At 69.5% G+C, this 18,220-nt stretch carries 15 protein-coding genes and 4 pseudogenes; 9 read left to right on the forward strand and 10 right to left on the reverse strand.

Annotation, left to right across the window (positions count from 1 at the left end):
• Window positions 1–411: 411 nt before the first annotated feature.
• A complete protein-coding gene (locus G9272_RS02210; RefSeq protein ID WP_171394920.1) occupies window positions 412–1,200 on the reverse strand; it encodes an alpha/beta fold hydrolase in 789 nt (262 codons plus the stop codon).
• A gap of 239 nt (window positions 1,201–1,439) precedes the next feature.
• On the opposite strand from G9272_RS02210, the gene G9272_RS02215 reads away from it, so the two are divergent.
• The 3 genes and pseudogenes from G9272_RS02215 to G9272_RS02225 form a co-directional block, all read left to right on the forward strand.
• Entirely contained in the window at window positions 1,440–2,702 is a 1,263-nt protein-coding gene (locus G9272_RS02215; protein ID WP_171394921.1) for an LmeA family phospholipid-binding protein, read from the forward strand.
• Window positions 2,703–3,009: 307 nt separating this feature from the next.
• Window positions 3,010–4,542: an MFS transporter gene (locus tag G9272_RS02220; protein ID WP_437184242.1), complete on the forward strand. Its 1,533-nt coding sequence runs from the start codon at window positions 3,010–3,012 to the stop codon at window positions 4,540–4,542.
• Window positions 4,543–4,558: 16 nt separating this feature from the next.
• A pseudogene (locus G9272_RS02225) lies at window positions 4,559–4,909 on the forward strand (MmyB family transcriptional regulator); the annotation flags it as partial.
• 52 nt (window positions 4,910–4,961) lie between these two features.
• Here G9272_RS02225 and G9272_RS02230 read toward each other — a convergent pair.
• On the reverse strand, window positions 4,962–5,822 hold the full coding sequence (locus G9272_RS02230; RefSeq protein ID WP_171394922.1) for an oxygenase MpaB family protein: 861 nt from the start codon (window positions 5,820–5,822) through the stop codon (window positions 4,962–4,964).
• 307 nt (window positions 5,823–6,129) lie between these two features.
• Between G9272_RS02230 and G9272_RS02235 the strand changes: the two genes are divergently transcribed.
• Window positions 6,130–6,396, forward strand: coding sequence for a hypothetical protein (locus G9272_RS02235; protein WP_171394923.1), 267 nt, complete (start codon window positions 6,130–6,132; stop codon window positions 6,394–6,396).
• Window positions 6,397–6,448: 52 nt separating this feature from the next.
• Here G9272_RS02235 and G9272_RS44670 read toward each other — a convergent pair whose 3' ends face one another.
• Entirely contained in the window at window positions 6,449–7,003 is a 555-nt protein-coding gene (locus G9272_RS44670) for a hypothetical protein (protein WP_216377795.1), read from the reverse strand.
• A 244-nt stretch (window positions 7,004–7,247) separates the two neighbouring features.
• Here G9272_RS44670 and G9272_RS02245 point away from each other — a divergent pair, with 244 nt between their 5' ends.
• A complete protein-coding gene (locus G9272_RS02245; RefSeq protein WP_171394924.1) occupies window positions 7,248–7,775 on the forward strand; it encodes an ATP-binding protein in 528 nt (175 codons plus the stop codon).
• Window positions 7,776–8,449: 674 nt separating this feature from the next.
• Window positions 8,450–9,139 (forward strand): LysE family translocator, encoded by a 690-nt coding sequence (locus G9272_RS02250; RefSeq protein WP_171394925.1) that lies wholly within the window; start codon window positions 8,450–8,452, stop codon window positions 9,137–9,139.
• A 21-nt stretch (window positions 9,140–9,160) separates the two neighbouring features.
• Here G9272_RS02250 and G9272_RS44675 read toward each other — a convergent pair.
• From G9272_RS44675 to G9272_RS02260, 3 pseudogenes are all read right to left on the reverse strand, one after another.
• Window positions 9,161–9,328 (reverse strand): annotated as a pseudogene (locus G9272_RS44675) (phosphotyrosine protein phosphatase); the annotation flags it as partial.
• Between the two features lie 19 nt (window positions 9,329–9,347).
• A pseudogene (locus tag G9272_RS02255) lies at window positions 9,348–10,037 on the reverse strand (aquaporin); the annotation flags it as partial.
• Window positions 10,028–10,402, reverse strand: a pseudogene (locus G9272_RS02260) (ArsR/SmtB family transcription factor). The pseudogenes G9272_RS02260 and G9272_RS02255, both read right to left, overlap by 10 nt.
• Window positions 10,403–10,507: 105 nt before the next feature.
• Between G9272_RS02260 and arsM the strand changes: the two are divergent.
• The gene (gene arsM, locus G9272_RS02265; protein WP_171394926.1) at window positions 10,508–11,416 is read left to right on the forward strand and encodes an arsenite methyltransferase; all 909 of its coding nucleotides are present in this window, start codon (window positions 10,508–10,510) and stop codon (window positions 11,414–11,416) included.
• A gap of 162 nt (window positions 11,417–11,578) precedes the next feature.
• Window positions 11,579–12,259, forward strand: a complete 681-nt coding sequence (locus G9272_RS02270) for a pyridoxamine 5'-phosphate oxidase family protein (RefSeq protein ID WP_171394927.1) — start codon at window positions 11,579–11,581, stop codon at window positions 12,257–12,259.
• Window positions 12,260–12,320: 61 nt separating this feature from the next.
• Here the strand turns inward: G9272_RS02270 and G9272_RS02275 are convergent, their stop codons facing one another.
• On the reverse strand, window positions 12,321–12,767 hold the full coding sequence (locus tag G9272_RS02275) for a hypothetical protein (RefSeq protein WP_171394928.1): 447 nt from the start codon (window positions 12,765–12,767) through the stop codon (window positions 12,321–12,323).
• A gap of 132 nt (window positions 12,768–12,899) precedes the next feature.
• Window positions 12,900–13,259: a hypothetical protein gene (locus G9272_RS02280; RefSeq protein WP_171394929.1), complete on the reverse strand. Its 360-nt coding sequence runs from the start codon at window positions 13,257–13,259 to the stop codon at window positions 12,900–12,902.
• 237 nt (window positions 13,260–13,496) lie between these two features.
• Between G9272_RS02280 and G9272_RS02285 the strand changes: the two genes are divergently transcribed.
• Window positions 13,497–14,321: a class I SAM-dependent methyltransferase gene (locus G9272_RS02285; protein ID WP_171394930.1), complete on the forward strand. Its 825-nt coding sequence runs from the start codon at window positions 13,497–13,499 to the stop codon at window positions 14,319–14,321.
• A gap of 35 nt (window positions 14,322–14,356) precedes the next feature.
• Here the strand turns inward: G9272_RS02285 and G9272_RS02290 are convergent, their stop codons facing one another.
• Both G9272_RS02290 and G9272_RS02295 read right to left on the reverse strand, forming a co-directional pair.
• Complete coding sequence (locus G9272_RS02290) at window positions 14,357–15,046, reverse strand: M24 family metallopeptidase (protein ID WP_171394931.1); 690 nt, start codon at window positions 15,044–15,046, stop codon at window positions 14,357–14,359.
• Between the two features lie 404 nt (window positions 15,047–15,450).
• Window positions 15,451–18,210: a S1 family peptidase gene (locus G9272_RS02295; RefSeq protein WP_171394932.1), complete on the reverse strand. Its 2,760-nt coding sequence runs from the start codon at window positions 18,208–18,210 to the stop codon at window positions 15,451–15,453.
• Window positions 18,211–18,220 lie beyond the last annotated feature (10 nt).

An 18,220-nucleotide genomic window follows, 5' to 3' on the forward strand; every position in this document is an offset into this window, starting at 1 on the left:
GACCCTCATGTTGCTATGCCGTCAAATCGGGACTGGCGAAGGCCGTACAGCCTGGCTCGCCTGTTCGAACGGGTGGGGTAGGGCGTTGGTCGACGTGGCGAGTCCTGGCGCGCGTGTCCGAAGGCCTACAACCGTCACCGTCGGTATGGGATCAGAGCGCCAGCAGTCTGCCAGCCACGACAGCAAGCGGCCCCGTGACCAGCAGCGGCCAAGGGCCTCGGTGTGCGCAGCCGACCGGTCGGTGCGGGAAGTGCCGGCGGCTCTCGACCGGGAAACGCGACAGCGCGAGTGTCCGGGCCCTACCCACGGACAGGGCTCGCGCTTCCTGCGGTCGGTCCTGGCATCCCGATGATCCTGACCAGTGAATGCCCGCTGGTCCGGGCACGGCCACTCGTGCGACTGCCCGTCCCGTTACCGGGGCGGCACCGCAGTGAGGAAGTCCAGGACGAGCGGGCTTGCGACGGCCCGGAATTCCTCGAAGTAGGCGTGCCGCGCTCCGGGGATCATGTGAAGCCGGGCGCCGGGAATGCGGTTCGCGAGCAGGGGCGCGTTGGCGGCGGGGTTGAGCAGGTCGTCGCTGCCGTGCACGACCATCGTGGGTGCGCTGATGCCGGGCAGGAGGTGCCACGCGTCGTGCTGGTTGCTGGCCACCAGGTGGCGACGTTGGGCGTACGGGGGCATGGCCGGGTCGCCGAGTGTCCGGTGGGGGCCGGAATGTGTCGCCAGCCAGCCCGGGGTGTACATCAGTTCGAGCAAGGCCTGTCGCGCCGCACCCGGTTGAGGTTGTACCAACGACCTGCGCACGTCGTTGTCGCGTTCGACTGCGTGCGGGCCGCCGGGCGAGGTGCAGCCGAGCACCAGGGAGCGCACGCGGTGCGGATGGCGGGCCGCGAGCTGCTGACCTACGCGTCCCCCCATGGACGTGCCGTAGACGTCGGCCCGGTCGATGCCGAGCTCGTCGAGCACCGCGATCACATCCTGCGCGAAGATCTCGGTGCTGTAGGGGCTGTCGGGCTTGTCGCTCTCCCCCGTGCCGCGGTAGTCGACCGTGAGGGTGCTGCGTTCGGCATGGAAATCGTCGCGTACCCCGTCCCACCAGTGGTGGTTGTTCGCCTGACCCGCCAGCAGAACGAGCGGCGCTCCCTCGCCTCGGACCTGGTAGGCGATACGGACCCCGTCAGGCGTCGTCGTGTGCTGCATCGGCCCTTCTTCACTCGTCGTACAGCTGCTGCGAGGACTCTATGACCAGCGCGTAGCCCTCGGCGGTACGGGCGACCGCAAGCGCCCACGCGCGGCATTTCCCGTACCTGCCGACGAACGCCTCGGCCACGAAACCGATCGCACCACCGAAGGCGAACCGATGATCACGATCGTGAACTAAATCGCATACGCGGGGTTCAGCTTGCGGGCAGGGGTGGTGCGCATGTTCGGATGAGTCGATGCGCACCCCCCACCGCATGGATCCGGATCCGCATCACCGTCCCTACGACCGCTCGGAAGCGCCGCACAATCCCTACGAGGAGCTCGGCGCCCTCGACGACGGCCCTCTGGACGAGTTCCTCGGCGAGGGCACCGCCGAGGAATGGGCAGAGCAGGAGCAGGAGCAGGAACCGGAGCAGGAACCGGAGTGGACCCCGCCCGTCCACCGCCGCGGCGGCCGACGCCGGCGGCGGGGCCGTTTCGCCGGTCTGCCGCTCGCGGCGAAGGCGGTGGTGAGCCTGGTCGTCCTCGCCGCCTTCGTCACTCTCGCCGACCGCTGGGCGCTGCTGTACGCCGAGCACAAGGCCGCGGACACCCTCAAGGACCAGTTGGACCTGGCCGCGGCGCCCGAGGTGGAGATCGGCGGCTTCCCCTTCCTCACCCAACTCGCCGACAAGCGGCTGGACTCGGTGCAGGTGACCGTGCCGGACGTGTCGGCCGACCGGGTGTCGCTGGCGAAGGTGTCGGCCACGGCCCATGACATCCGGTTGGACGCCGACGGGCTCACCTCCGTGCGCGGCGCCCACGTCCCCCGGCTCGACGGCGACGTCCTGCTGTCCTTCGCCGACCTCAACCGCGAACTCGGCGCTTCCCAGGTGATGTTCACCGGTGACGGCCGTGACCGGGTCCGGGCCCGCGGCATCCTGCCGGTCGCCGGGCACGACCTGCGACTGCGCGCCGAGGCCACGATCCAGCGGCAGGGCGAGCGGGGCATCGGCACGCAGATCGGCGGCATACGCCTGGACATCGGGGACCTGGCCACCTACCGCCCCGGCACGCGCGCCTCGGACGGCCTCCACCTCACGCCCAAGGCGTCCGCCGACCTCGCCCGGGAGACCCGTAAGGCAAAGGCGCTGCTGTCGGTCCCGGCGATCGTGCAGCGACTGGGGGTGCCCAAGGCGACCGTGCGCGAGGCCTTGAGCGACGACGGCAAGCTGGCCGAACTGACCGGCTCCCCGCGCTTCGCCCGCCAGGCCCAGACCCTCAACCTCATCGACCTGGCACTGGACAACCCCGAGGTCCTCCGCGGTCTGGGCCTCGACCCCGACCTCCTCAACGCCCTGTCCCAGCTCACCCGTCCGGCCCTCGCCGGCCGGCTTTCCCTGGCCTTCGAGCTGCCGGAGCCGAAGCAGGGGGACATGCGGCTGCGGTACGTCCGCGTGGAGAAGGACGGCATCCGGGTGCGGCTCAGCGGCTCGGGGCTGACCCTGGGCAGCTCGTGATCCGCGTTCCAGTGCGATCGTGAACAGGGGTACCTGCGGGTGCTTCTGTTCTCCACGTCACCCAAGACGCAGGTGTGCAGGACCGTTTCGCGGGCATGCGGGGTGTGGCAGCTGTGATGCCGGGGGGCGGCTCTGCCTGGGGAGGTCTGCGCCGCCCCCACCCCCCTGTCGAACGTGGGAGGTCGGTGTGTCCGTCGTCCTTGCGTGAGCCGCGCGAATGAGGGCAGAAGCCACTATTAGCGCAGCAAACACCTGGTGCCTCACTCTGCACCCAGGTCACCTCACGCAAGACGAGTAAGGAACTTCAGTGGCTGACCTACTGACCGACGGGCAGCCCGACCCAGCGCGGTCCGGGCCGCCCGACATCACCAGTCTGCCCACACAGGTCCGTCAGGACCTGACGCGCAGGCTGAGGCGGAACAAGCGTCCCTTCCGCGACGAGGACGTCCAGGTCGTCGAACCACCACTGCTCCGACGTGCGGTCAGCGCCTCGGCACTCGGTAACTGCATGGAATGGTTCGACTTCGGCGTCTACAGCTACCTTGCCGCCACCATCGGAAAGGTCTTCTTCCCCGGAGCGTCTCCCGCCGCCCAGGTGGTCTCGTCCTTCGCCACCTTCGCGGCCGCGTTCGTCGTACGCCCGCTCGGCGGCCTCGTCTTCGGGCCGCTCGGGGACCGCCTCGGCCGGCAGAAGGTACTCGCCACCACCATGATCATGATGGCGGTCGGCACGTTCGCCATCGGTCTCATCCCCAGTTACGCCACAATCGGCATCGCCGCCCCGATCCTGCTGTTGCTCGCCCGCATGGTGCAGGGCTTCTCCACCGGCGGCGAGTACGGGGGCGCCACGACCTTCGTCGCCGAGTACTCGCCCGACCGTCGTCGCGGCTTCCTCTCCAGCTGGCTCGACTTCGGCACCTTCGTCGGCTACGCGCTGGGCTCCGCCCTGGTCACCACGCTCAATCTCGCCCTCAGCGACACGCAGATGCTCTCGTGGGGCTGGCGGATCCCGTTCCTGATCGCGGGCCCGCTCGGGGCGATCGGCCTCTACATGCGTCTCAAGCTCGAGGAGTCGCCCGCGTTCCAGCAACAGCTCGACGAACACGAGGAGAGCCTCGCCAAGGAATCGGCGGGTACCGAGTTCAAGACCATCGTCAAGGACCACTGGCGGGCCCTGCTCATCTGCATGGGACTGGTACTGCTCTACAACGTCACCAACTACATGGTCACGGGTTTCCTGCCCACCTATCAGACGGAGACCCTCGGCCGCTCCAGCAGTTCGGCGGACGTCCTCGTGCTCGTGGGCATGGTGTGGATCGTGCTGCTGATCACCTTCCTCGGCAGGCTCAGCGACCACGTCGGCCGACGCCCCCTCTACGGCTTCGCGGCGGCGGGAATGATCCTGCTCGCCATCCCCTCCTTCCTGTTGATCAAGATGGACGGAACCTGGCCGCCGGTCTTCGGTGTGCTGATCCTGTCCACCCTGCTGGCGTGCTTCGCCGCGCCGAGTGCCGCGACGCTGCCCGCGCTGTTCCCGACGGCCGTCCGCTACGCGGCCATGGGCATCGGCTTCAACTTCGCGGTGGCCGCGTTCGGCGGTACGACCCCACTGGTCACGGAGGCGCTGGTGAGCATCACCGGAAACGACATGATGCCCGCGTTCTACCTCATGGCCGCCGGCGCCATCGGGCTGTTCACGGTCCGCTTCCTGCCGGAGAGCGCCCAGGTGTCCCTCCACGGCTCCCAGCCGATGGTGGGATCGAAGAAGGAGCGCCGGGAACTGATCGTCACCTCGCAGGAGCTGTACCGGGTCGGCCGCGAGACGTCCGACCACCGCTGACCCTCACTCGACGCCGACGCCCGGTCTCCTGCGCAGGAGACCGGGCGTCGGCGTCGTCACCGGGCGGGTCGGCGAACTCGTCACCCGCAGCGAGGAGTTCCGCAGCGCCTGGGCCAGGCCCGACGTGCGCCTGCACCACACCGGCCGCAAGTCCTTCCACCATCCCGCCGTCGGCGTGATCACCCTCGACTTCGACGCCATGGAACTGTCCGCCCAGCCCGGCCTGACCCTCACCGCCTCCAGCAACGCCCCCGCCACCCCGACCCACGACAGCCTGCGGCTCGTCGCCACCTGGGCCGCCACCGAACGGCCTCACCTCACCGGTACCGACGCGAACGAGGGTCACTCGCGTCGGCGCCAGCGATAGCGCAACGAAAGTCACCCGTGGCGGGACACCCGAGATACGGGGTGCCGCGCGATCACATAGGGCGGGACTCGCGCGGTGGGGTCATGACCCAGCGGATGGTCCGGGTCAGGGCCTGCCCGGTGGGCCGTACGGCGAGATCCTCGACGACCGGCACCCGGGGCAGCCACAGCATGCCCCGGGCCCAGGGCGGGAGCAGCACGACGGCGTTCGCAGCCAGCCCGCCGTAGAAGGGCCGTACCGCAAGGGGCAGGGGAGGCTGGAACAGCAGGAATCGGGCGGCGGCGCGGGCCTCGGACGTGGCCCTGAGTTCGTACCGGTAGGCGGTCAGACGCTCGGACAGCTCGCGGCGGTCACGCGGTGGGTCGCTCACCCCCAGCGCCTCGGCGACCCGCGCGGTGTCGGCGACGTAGGCGTCGTAGCCGGCGGCGTCCAGCGGGCGGGCTCCGAAGCGTTCGTGGGCGCGCAGGAAGCTGTCCGTCTCGGCTGCGTGCACCCAGCCGAGCAGGTGCGGATCGGCCGCGTGGTACGGCACGCCCTCGGCCGTCGTCCCGCGGATCCGCTCATGGATGCTTCGGACGTTGTCGACCGCCCGCTGAGCGTCCGCGGCCGTGCCGTAGGTCGTCACAGCCAGGAAGGTGCTGGTGCGTTGCAGTCGGCCCCACGGGTCGCCGCGGTATCCGGAGTGCCCGGCCACCGCCGCCATGGCGAGCGGATGCAGGGACTGCAACAGCAGCGCGCTCAGCCCACCGATGAACATCGATGCGTCACCGTGGACGGTGCGGATCGGGCGGTCCGGTGCGAACCAGCGCGGGCCGGGAGTGTGGTGGATTCGCTCACGCGTCGCAGGTCCGTCGGGTCCGGCGACGCGGCGGAACAGGGCCCGGCCCAGTTGCTCACGGACTACGGTCAGCACGGTCGGCCTCCCCTCTCCTGCTGTCCAGTGTCCGCGATGCCCGTCCGAATCCGGACATGGCGGCGGATTGAGCGATCGCCGGGCGCGAGCCATGGCCTCGGGGAAACGCGTTCGCACCAGCCCCTGCGGGGGCGCCCACTGCTGCCGGCCGACGAGGACCGGCGCACCGTGGGCTCGGGCAGCCACGCCCAAGCGCACAGGGCGCCCGCCACGGTGCCCCCGGCACGAACGTCACTGGTACCGGCAACGAGAATCCACAGACCACAACGACAGCAACGACAGCAACGACAGCAACAGGGGAGTACCCGTGAACAGACCGGCCCCGCGCTGGGCCACGGCCCTGTACTCGGTATCCGCGACCTGCGCCGCCATAGGTGCCCTGCTATGGGTGCGCGGCCGGAGCAGCGAGCCTCCCAGGGTCTACGGATCGTTCCTCGCGGCCGACGGCTACACCGCGTCGGCCTGGCAGGTGTGGTCACAGGCCGTGCCCGAGGAACGCCTTGGCGTGTATCTGATCACGGCCGGACTGGTACTGGCTGTGGCGGTCCGTCTGTGTGCCGTCCGGCGTGGCTGAGCAGCACCGGCCGCGTAACCACGGCCGCGGAGATCAGCCGGACACGTCCTCCTCACTCCGTGGGTTCGACGGGTTGCTGTGCGGCGGGATGCTGCGCAGCCATGCGTCGACAGTGCGCTCGCGCCTCCTCGAGGCCTTCCCGCTCACCGCCGCCCTGGCCGACCGGGAGCAGATCCCCGGCGGCAACGAGAGCGGACCAGTACACGGAAGGGTCGCCGGTGGCCGTGACCTGGTTTCCCTTGGCCAGGGAAAGGTAGGCCCGGGCCAGGTCTCCGGTCCGAAGCCACCGGTGCAGACTGTGACCGAGCCCGCTACGGACAGCGCCCATGGCGCCGACCGCTCTGCCGAGCAGGGCACGGATCTCCCGCTCGCGCGCGTCCAGTCGGCGGTCGACGACGAAGACGTGCGACCGGTCGAGGAAGAGGGCGAGCGTTTCTTCCTCCTCCGGTTCGAGATCGGAGAAGAGGGGCTCCGCCTCGCGCACCCGCCTCTCCGCCTCCTCGCGCGCGATGCCCAGGCCGACGAAGATGGTGACCGCGGCGGCCCGAGGATCACCGCCCTGCCGCACCAGCTCCTCGAACGCCTTCGCCTCCGACGACAGCTCCACCCGCACCCTCCCCGCCTCTCCCCGCCTCTCCCCCGTCAACGTCCCTGCACCTCGTCGAGTTTCCACTGCCGACAGTGGTCGATCTTCCGACCGCCGCTCGTGGGGCGAGAGGCCTGGTGATCGAGATATTCGGGATAGGTGACACCTGATCTCGATGGTTGACACCATCCTGGGAAACGCCGAACCGTGACGGATTTCTGCCGTGCCCGGTCCCGCGGCCTGCACGGCGCTAGCGTTGGGTGCCATGATCGTATGGCTCAATGGCACCCACGGCGCAGGCAAGACGACGACCAGTGCACTCGTGCAGCAACTGATCCCGGATTCAAGGGTGTTCGACGCCGAGAAGGTCGGCGAGACACTCATGGACATCACACCGGGGCTGCCCGGACCCGGGACGGACAACTTCCAGCACTGGCCGCCGTGGCGGCCACTCGTGGTCGAGACCGCCCGCCGCGTACTCGACTACACCGGTGGCACTCTGGTGATGCCCATGACCGTCCTGGTCGAGCAGTACTGGCGCGAGATCAGCACGGGTCTCGCCCAACATGCCATTCCCGTACGGCACTTCGTCCTCCACGCCGACCAAGACACCCTCCGCGGGCGCATCGAGGGGGACACCTTTCTCGGCCCCTCCACGTTCCGCCTCAAATACCTCGAGCCCTACGCCGAGGCGGCCCGCACGTGGCTGCACGGCGAGGCCGAGGTCGTCGACACCACGCACCTCACACCCGCCCAGGCCGCCCGCCGGATCGCAGAGGCCGTCACGAGTTGAGGTCCGCCCGCCATGCGAAAACAGCCGCAGGCGGCAACAAGGAACGACGTTCCCCAACGGACACGCGCCTTCGCTCGACGGCATCCAGGGCCTGACCATCATTCAGTTCCGTACGACCCACGGGTGTCCTGAGGGTCATGGCTTCCAGGACGAGGACGGGACTCCTCGTCAACCAGCGGGCCGACATGACCACTTGCACGATCAAACGCACCTCGCGCGGTGGGAAGCTCAGCGTGCTGGGGACGGCCGACCTCGATGCGATGCGCGGGCTGTGGGAGTTCGACCTCCCGGCCGTCGGCACCCCACAGCCGGGCCCCGGCAGCTCGCGGCATCCCAGGTCTGGACGGACTACCCGTGCGAGGGCGTCGACCCCGCGGAGTACGCGTGCGGCGGGTTCTGATCCGAGCTGTGGGCGCTCGGCGACGGGCGGGTCGGGTTCATGACTCCGTTCGGGGGCCAGGAGGCCCTGGGCGGCGGGGCGCACCGGAGCGAGCTCGGGCTCGGGCTCGGCACGTTCGACTGGGAGTCCCCGGACCATGTGGTGGCGGCCGGCGGTTCCCTCTGCCCGCCGTGCTCCGGGGCGCATCGGGTGGCGAATCCGTGGAACCTGCCCAGGCACGAGAACCTCTCAACGCCTCCCGCCCCCTGGGACGGGATCGAGAACGGAGCGGACCGTGTCGGTCGATCTCGCAGGATTTCTCGGTGTGGTGATGGTGGCTTACCTGGTCCCCGGCCCGGACTTTCTGGTGATCGTCCGGGCCGCCACGGTGCGCGCCGCACTGGGACGGGCGGCGGCGCTGGGGGCTCAGACCGGGTTGTGTCTGCATATGGTCGCCGCCGCCCTGGGCCTGTCCGTGGTGGCCGCCCGCTCGCCCGTCGCCTTCACGGCGATCAAGCTGGCCGGAGCCGCGTACCTGGTGGCGCTCGGTGTTCGGGCCCTGGTGGCGGCCCGTCGTGTCGCCGTCGGCCGCCGGGGAGGGAGGCCCGGGCCGGTAGAGGGTGCGGATGACGGCGAGCGTGAACAGGTGTCGACCGGCCGAGCAGACTCGGGTCCCGGCGGGCACGGCACGTGGGGGCGGAGTTTCCTGGACGCCTTCCTGACCAACGTGCTGAACCCCAAGGCGGCGCTGTTCTTCCTCAGCGTTCTGCCTCAGTTCGTCGATCACGACGGCTCGCTGACCGGGCAGATCTTTTTCCTCGGGACAGTGGACGTGCTGATCGGCGTCGTCTACTGGCTGGCTCTGGTGGGCGTCGCCGCCAGGCTGCGCGCCCTGTTGAGCCGGTCGGCGTTCAGGCACCGGTGGGACGTGACCACCGGATGGCTCTTCATCGCCATCGGAGTCGGCGTCGCCGCAGCCAACTGAACCCTGCTCCCGGTGGGTCGGTCACATCGTCGATGCCACGAGTTCGGCGAGCAGGCCGCGTACCCGCTGTTCGATCTCGTCGCGGATCGGCCGGACGTCCGTGACGCCCTGGCCTGCGGGGTCGTCGAGCTGCCAGTCCAGGTACCGCTTGCCGGGGAAGACTGGGCAGGTGTCGCCGCGGCTCGCCGTGCGGGACGACGACATCCGTCGCGCGAGCGGGACGTCCGTACACGACGGCAACCACGCCCGGCCCGAGCGCGGCGCCGATCAGCTGGGCGGCGATGAACGGGGCGAGGGAGGCAGGGGCGATCCCGGCGAAGGTGTCGGTGAAGGCGCGGCCGACGGTCACCGCGGGGTTCGCGAAGGAGGTCGAGGACGTGAACCAGTCGGCGGCCCCGATGTAGGAGGCCACGGCCGCCGGGGCCAGGACGGTACGGCCGATACGCTCCAGGCCGAAGATGAGCAGGATCAGCCCGACCGTGGCGACGACCTCGCCCAGCCATAGGTGCGCGGACAACCGGTCGTGGGTGGAGAACCTCACCAACGGCTCGGCGAACATGGCGTCGGCCAGGACCGCCCCGACGATCGCCCCGACGACCTGCGCGGGAACATACGCCGCGACCTCCGGCAAGCTGGGGCCGGTGTGACGACGACGTCCGGTGACGTACGCGGCGAGGGGGGCGGCGGGGTTGAAGTGCGCGCCGGAGACCGGCCCGAGCAGTGTGATCAGCACGGCCAGGCCGAACACGGTGGCGAGCGAGTTGGCGAGCAGCTGCACGCCGACGTCGTGCGACAGCTCGGTGGCCTGGATGCCCGAGCCGACCACGACCGCCACCAGCAGGCCCGTCCCCACGGCTTCCGCGGCGGCGCGGCGGCCGAGCGGCGCGCTCACGCCGATACCTGGTGGGTCTGCGGCGTGGCCAGGAACGCGGCGAGCCGGTCCAGGACGCCGGGCGGCACCCGGCAGTACACCCACGTGCCGCGCCGCTCGCAGTCGATGAGTCCGGCCTGGCGCAGCAGCTTGAGGTGGTGGGAGATCGTCGGCTGGGACAGCTCGAAGGCCGGGTCAGCTCGCAGACGCAGACCTCGCCGCCCTCCCCGCGCGAGGCGATCATCGACAGCAGCCGCAGCCGCACCGGGTCCCCCAGCGCCTTGAACACCTTGGCCAGCTGCCCGGCGCGCTCCTCGTCGAGAGGGGCGGCGGCGAGACCCTGGCAGCAGGCGGTGTCCCTGGCCGATCACCTCAAGCTCTTGTTTCGATATTCCTCTATGTTGACGTTTCTCGATCCAAGGCGCAAGGTTGCATCAACGAACGTCAATACAGGCCGTTCCGGGGCACCGCCATACCCCTTCACCCAGGAGTGCGTCATGAGCGAACAGACCACCGACCTGCGCGAAACCGTCCGCCGGCGTTACGCCGCGGCCGCCGTGAGCGTCACCGAGGGCGGCTCCGCCTGCTGCGGCCCCCAGCCGATCGAGGCCGACGAGAACTTCGGCTCCACCCTGTACGCCGCCGACGAGCGCGACGCCCTGCCGGCCGAGGCGGTGGCCGCCTCCCTCGGCTGCGGCAACCCCACCGCCGTCGCCGAGTTGCGCGAGGGCGAGCGCGTCCTCGACCTCGGTTCCGGCGGCGGCATCGACGTCCTGCTCTCCGCCCGCCGCGTCGGACCGGCCGGGAAGGCGTACGGGCTGGACATGACCGACGAGATGCTCGCTCTGGCCCTGGCCAACGCGCAGAAGGCGGGCGCGACGAACGTCGAGTTCCTCAAGGGCACCATCGAGGCCATCCCGCTCCCGGCGAGCACCATCGACGTGGTGATCTCCAACTGTGTGATCAACCTGTCCGTCGACAAGCCGGCCGTGTTCGCCGAGACCTTCCGCGTACTCAAGCCCGGCGGCCGGATCGGCGTCTCCGATGTCGTCGCCGACGACGCCCTCACCCCCGACCAGCGGGCGGAGCGCGGTGACTACGTCGCATGCATCGCGGGCGCGCTCTCCTTCGCCGAGTACCGCGTCGGCCTGGAGGCAGCCGGGTTCACCCATGTCGAGATCACCCCGACCCACTCGGTCTCGGACGGAATGCACTCCGCGATCGTCCGCGCCACCAAGCCGGTGGCGGCTGAAGTCCCCACCGAGGCAGCGGAGTCGACTGATGCGTGCTGCGGGGTCGACGCCTGCTGCACCCCGGCCGAGTCCGCGGTCGATGCCGCGCTGACCGTCACCGAGGCCAAGACCGCGTCGGGATGCGCCTGCCAGAAGACACGAACGTCACGATGAAGAGATCAATGCAGGGCACCCCAACCCCGCGCCTTCCACCTCACATCGGCGGTGCTTCGGTTTCAGTTGCATTCAGGGTTTGCGGAAACTGATCCAGTTGACACCTGGCTATGTGGCGACGATATCGGTAGCTTCAGCTGCGTACGTAGCGAAAGGACCGACGTGAACCACAGCCCCCTCCCTCCCGCGCTGCCGGACACCGATCGCACCCGTCACCGTCGGCTGCGGGACCAGGGAAGCCTGGAACGGGCCGCACTCGAAGCGATCCTGGACGCGGGCTTCACCTGTCACCTCGGGGTGGTCGTCGACGGGCACCCGATGGTCGTTCCCACCGTCTACGGGAACGACGGACGGAGTCTCTATTTCCACGGATCAGTGGCCAGCCGAAGCCTGATCGCCTCGCCCGAGGCCACGGTGTGCGTCACGGTGACGCACATCGACGGCCTCGTGCTCGCACGGTCGGTGTTCGAACACGGCGTGAACTACCGCAGCGCGATGATCTACGGCGTCCCGCGCCTGGTCACGGATCCGGAGGAGAAACTGGAGGGGCTGCGCCGCCTGACCGAACAGGCCGCACCGGCACAGTGGGACTACGCACGCCGACCGAACCGCAAGGAACTGGCGGCGACGGTCCTGCTCGCCCTCTCGCTCGAGGAGGCGTCGGTCAAGATACGCACGGGCGGGCCGGACGACGGTGACGGACCCGACGCCGCCCTCGGGATCTGGGCGGGAGTCCTTCCTCTGATCTCGACCTGGGGCGAACCCGAAACAGACCCCCTCCTCCCGGCCGGCGTCGAACCGCCCGACCACATCGCGGCCCGCGGCGGCACTCGTCTCGGGTGATCAGCGCGAGGGCGAACACCCCTGGTCGACCGCTTCGCCCCGCGCCAGGGCCTGGGCCTTGTCAGCAGGCGTCGTACTTCCAGGCGTCGCCCTCCAACGCCCACGGCTGCTTCGTCCGATCGAACTTGGGCAGGCCCTCCACCTTGTAGGTGGCGCGACCGAGGTCGCCCGACACGTCGGCCTGCACGTCAGTTGCCGGGTGGTCGGGCCCGTAGTCCGTCTTCGCCTGCTGCACGACGCCGGCGTACTCGTCCTTGGTGATCTCCTTCGCGCAGCGCGCGGACAACATGGCGTACGCGGTGTCGGTGTCGGCGGCGAAATAGGCGGCGGTGTAGACGGCGACGGCGGCCATGAGGTCGTCGCCTTCGTGCTCGGCGGGCACGCTGACCGTGGGCTCGGCGGCGGGTGTCCCGCTGTCGCTCGCGGCCGGGGCGTCGTCGGACGAGGAGCAGGCGGTGAGCGCGGCGAGAAGCAGAGCTGCGGTGGCGATGGTTGCGCGGGTGCGCATGGTTGTCCCCCCTGGACGATGGTGCCAAAAAGGGCATGGTGTCATGGCCAGGACGGGCGATGGCCGCGCCGGTGGGCTTTGGGCGGGGCCCTGTGACAAGGCTGCCATGGGGATGTGACAGTCGGGCGCGCGTCACCTGCTCCGCCCGCACATCGCACGGCCGTTCGACCGGAGAGTCGCCCCGTGCATGCAGGTACGTGGCGTGCGCTTGTGGAAGGTCACGGTGATCGTCAACTGCGGTGCGATCCCCAGGACTTCGGGGGTGCCCACCTCGCCGCTCACGGCGACGTCGACCTCCCCGGCGGAAGAGCTGTGGGCCATGGGAACCTCCGGACCGACCGTCTCGAAGGCGACGCCGAGCTCCGCGAGCGAGGTCATCCGGTGGAACCGCCGCCCACGCAGTACTCCGACGCCCCCGAGCGACACCGGGCTCTTGGGCATCCGGACGGCGAAGCAGCCGAGCCCGTCGCGCCCCCGCCTTGCCGGCTTCATGCGGCGCGACCCTCCCTGCGGCCGATCGGCTCAGGCACGGCGCGCCTCGGTTGTGGGGACGGCCGCCGGTGGAGGATCGGTGGGGTGGCGCCCTCGGGACGGGTCGCCCGGCACCGCCCCACCGTGTGAAGAGGTCCGGCCGATGAAAGCGTTCGACGACCCGCTGTTCCAGCCACTTGCCGACCGGGCACCAGCACTTGTCAAGGTCCGCACCCCCGGCGTCACGCCGACCGCGACATGAGCGGCGCTGCGCGCGAGGACGCGCCGGGCGGTGGCCGCTACGGCGAGGCCGTCTTCCGTCCCGAACAGGCGGGCGAGGGCGAGCGCATCGACTTCGGCGCCCTCGCCTACGACGACACCACCATGGCGCGGCTGCGGGCCCTCGGGGTCGGCCCGGGGTGGCACTGCCTCGACCTGGGTGCCGGCACGGGCACGGTCTCCCGCAGGCTGCTGGAGGAGGCCGGGGTGACGAGTGTGCTCGCCGTGGACCGCGACGTACGTTTCCTCAGCGCGCGGCCCGTGCCCGGGCTCGACGTGCTGGAGGCCGACATCACCGCGCCGGACGCCGTCCCCGGCGTGTTCTCACTCGTCCACGCCCGCTTCGTGCTGATGCACCTGCCCGAGCGCGACCGCCTGATCACCGCGTTGGCCGAACTCGTCGCGCCCGGCGGTGTGCTGGTGCTCAGCGACGCGGTCGACCTGACGAGCGACCGCACGCCCCGCACGCCGTACAGCGCGGTGATGCGGGCGATGTGGCAGGGGCTGCGGGCCACCATCGGCACCGACGTCTCCTGGGTCCCGTCGTACCCGCACCTGCTGCGTGGGGCGGGGCTCGGATCCGTCGCCGCAGAGATCCATGTGCCGCCGCTGCTGCCGGGCAGTCCCATCAGCCGCTTCTGGGCGGACACATGGGAGCGGAGCCGGGCCGCGATGCTCGCCACCGGCCTGGTCGACGACGCGGCCGTCGACGAGGCAATCCGGTACCTGGGCTCCGACGAATGCGCCGCGCTGTCGGCCGGCATGCTCACCGTCTGGGGGTGGAAACCCGAGGAGGGTCCGTGATGAGTCGACGAACGTGCAGTCCGTTCACGACCGGATCAGAGGGTGAGCAGTTCCTCGTAGAAGCCGCCGAAGCCGTGTTCGCGGTCGACGAGGTGGATCTCGAGGATCCAGTGGCAGTGACGGCGAGCCTTGTCGGTGCGCCGCAGCGGGGTGTCGTTGGCGGGCGTGATGTACGACTCCGTGTCCGCGCCGTCGATCTTCTCGTGCGGGAACTCCCCCACCAGATGCCCGGCGTGCCAGCCGCCCAGCTCCCACCCGAGACCGTCGGCCAAGCGCTCGACCTCGGCGTACAGCGCCTTCCCGGTGATGTCCGGGTGGCTCTCGAAGAACCGCTTGCCCGCCGAGAAGACCTTCGGCAGGTCGTCCCGCAGCCGCCGCTTCACCGGGTCGTCCCCCAGGACGAAGGTGCGGCCGAAGTCGGCCTCGTACTCCTCGAAGATCGGTCCGAAGTCGGCGAACACGATGTCGTCCGCGCCGATCACCCGGTCCGGCGGGTTCTCCTTGTACGGCGCCAGCGTGTTCGGGCCGGAGCGGACGATGCGCTTGTGCCAGTGCCGGGTGGTGCCGAAGAGCTCGTTCGCCAGGTCGCGGACGCGGTCGCTGACCGCCCGCTCCCCCTGGCCGGGTGCCACCAGCCCGCGCTTCTCGATCTCCGCGAAGAGCCGTACGGCCTTCGCCTGGGCGTCCAGCAGTCGTGCCGCGCGTGTGGTCTCGTCGTCCGCCATGGAGCCGACCGTAGGAGCAGGGATCGATCTTCGGCAACCGGAAATCCTTCGACGAAGAGCGGCTTCACGTCGACGGACGCCGCCCGGAATCGGCCGCCGGTGAAGGCGAGAACACTGCTGCGGCGTTGGCTCCGGTCTGCCACACGCTTCTGGAACTGATACCCCGGAAGAGAACCGATGAGTGTTCCGGCCACTGCGATGAAGCACGAGCCAGAACCCGGTCCAACAGACGAGACCGTTGGAGAGTAACAACGATCAAACGCCCCAGCTGGACAAATGCGCAGGCGGGACTCCTGCTCGGATGAGTGCCGCGTGCAGGTGTGAAACTCCGTCGAGCAGGCTGAGGGGAGCGCGTCAATGCGGGGAATGACCGACCAGCTTCCGTTTGGCAAGCACGTCCGGGTCTATCGCAAACGCCGGGACCCTGACTTCCTCAGCAAGCGCGTCAGCACCGTATGCAGTGCTTTGCGGCTCTGTGTCTCAGGACGCGTAGCCGTGACTCCGCTGTCGAAGCTGCTCAGCCCGTGAGCACCCTTCCCAGGCTTTGAAGGCCCGAACCACAGATGAGCTGCGAGGGTGAGGTTGTACAGTCCGACGCTGGTCAGGACGGACCACATCAGCCAGGCTGGCAGGAATCCAGGTGGCGGATGGCTGTGGCTCACGTGCGTCCCGCTGACAACGAGGAGCAAAACAGCGAGGGGCGGTGCCAATACCGTCAGTGGGTTGACGCTGAAGCGAGAGCGTGTATAGAGGGCGGCTACGGTGAGGTGAGTCCCCAGAGTCGCCGGGACGAGCAGCCAGATCCATTGCTCTGCCGGAGCGGCTTCCAGAGCCGCGACCAGCGTGACAATCACCGTGATCGCCAGATGCAGGGTGGCTGTGAGGGCAACGACGGCTCGGCGGACCGGTCCGGCCTTCAGGTTGATCTCGACGGCCGCTCGCGGGACCTCCAGGAGTTGATCGTGGGTCGCTCCCTGCGGGTTGCTGTCCGACAGAGCATCACCGGCGGCGAGCAGGACATCTATTTGTACGGCCAACTCATCCTCGGCTTCGACGGCAAATCGTCGGGCGCGGGCGAGAATGTCCAGGCCCCAGGTACGGGTCTCCTGATCACTGCGGGAGTGCGCGACGGTTTGGAGAAGGGCTTCGTGCAGGAGGCGCAGCCACAGGCGGGCATGATCCGGTTTCAGCGCAGTGACGGCCTTCAGGGCGGGATCGAGGAGTCGTTCGGGCGCGGCGGCCACAGCGCGGTGGGCGCTGGCTGTGGTGTGGGGTTGCTCGCTGGCGCTGCGGGCGATGGCCTGCAAAGCGTGATGGTGCTGTTCGGCGATGAGGGCCTCATGGGTGAGGAAGTCCTCGACGAAGGTGTGGCCGCTTTCGCTCTCGACTTCGCCGAGGAGGACGGCGGCGAGTGGTTCGCCGATAGCGCCCCAGTGGCTGTGATCAGTGGCGGGGTAGGCGGTGGCCAGGACGTTCACCCACGAGGCGAGTAGGCGTTTGTCGGGCGGGGCCGCGGAGCCGAAGCCGTGGTGGTGGGCGTCGAAGGCCGCTGTGACGACTGCTCGGGCCTGGGCGATGTCGCCGGCACCGGCGAGGTACTGGGCTGTGACCAGGCTGCGGATCAGCGGGGCGTCGAACGTTTGAGGAGGCAGCAGTGCTTCGGCGACCCTGCGCAGGTAGTCCTCCTCGGTGGCGAGGAGCACTTGCAGCGGGTGGTCGCGGCGGACGGCTTCGGGGTTGGCACAGGTGAGCACGTCGGCCAACGCGCTGATATGACGGTAAATCACGGGGGTGGTGTGGCCGCTCGATGAGGTGTCATCGCCGAACACACATGGGATGTCGGCGGCTCCGACCTGCTTCCATGTGCTGTCGCCGTGGCCGGCTTGCTGTAGCTGGCGGATGCGTTCCACGAAGGATGATTTCGCCGTCTCATACACGTCTGTCGGGTTCTCGACGTCCCATACGTCGTGGGGTCGAACAGAGAAGGACTGCTCGACGAGGCCTGCGTGCAAGATGCGCAGTTCTCGCCGCAACTGTGGCCACCAACTGGCGTGTCTGCGGGCCAGCAGCAGAATGCGGATCGCCGGGCCTCCCTCGCGGGATTCGGCGACGGCACGGGCCAGGTCGAGGATCTGTGAGCGGCGGGTCTCAGCGAAGTCGACGGCGATCAGCAGGGGGCGGTGGGCGGAGGCCAGCATCCGATAGTCAGTGTGGCGGGGGTGCTCGGCGAGGAATCCGCCGGCCCATGGCTGCGCCGGAGGCGTCTTGGGTTGTGCCGGGGGCGGGTGGGCGAGGCGTTTGAGAATTTCGGTCACCAGGCGGGATTTACCGGTGCCGCCCAGCCCGGTGACCGCGGCGACGTCCAGGCCGTCGCGGCTGTGGCACCACCGTTCGATCCTGCTGATCAGGTGGGTCATACCTGTCAGTGAGACGACCTGGGCGCGGGGGTCCAGCAGGTAGGTGGAGGACAGCCGCGGCTCAGGCACGCCAGTCAGTAGCGGTTGCAGGTCGGCGGGCAGCAGTTGGGGACGCATCCCCGTGTGCTCGGCAACCGCCCGGACGAAGCCGTCGTCGGAGAGCAGGTTCACGACAGGGATCGCCAGCAGTAATCCCTGGAGCCGCGTGGGCACCGACGCGATGACACCGACGAGTACTCCCTCGCAGAACAGGCCGGCCCCGGACATGCCCTGCCAGTCGGCGACGTCGGCGGGTAGGGCACGACCGATCTCCAGTGCGTACCTCTGTGAGCGCGCCCCGGTGGCGGGTGTGACGTAGCCGTCGACGGTCTTGGCGTCGTCGACGTACGCCCCTGCGGTACCTGCTCTGCGGCGCATGGACCGAGGAAAGCCGGTCGTGGTGCAGCGAGGCCGGTGCGCCGGGTCGGTTCCGACAAGTTCGCCGAACCGCACCACCGGCACCGTCTCACCGAAGTTGCGGTGTTCGATCCGCAGCAGGGTGATGTCGCCGGAGGACTGGTCCCAGATGGTGAGGGCTTCAGCGAAATCGCCACCTTCCAGGTCTCGCACCTGGATGCGGCCTGTGCCGGGCTGGGCGACGTGTCGTGCGGTCAGCACCAGCCCTGGCGCAATCAGGCAGCCGGACCCGTACGACTGCGCTGTACGGTTGACGACCTCAACGGCGCGTGATCTGGCTGCCCATGTCATCCCGAGCCTC

The sequence above is a fragment of the Streptomyces asoensis genome (assembly GCF_013085465.1).
Taxonomy (GTDB): domain Bacteria; phylum Actinomycetota; class Actinomycetes; order Streptomycetales; family Streptomycetaceae; genus Streptomyces; species Streptomyces cacaoi_A.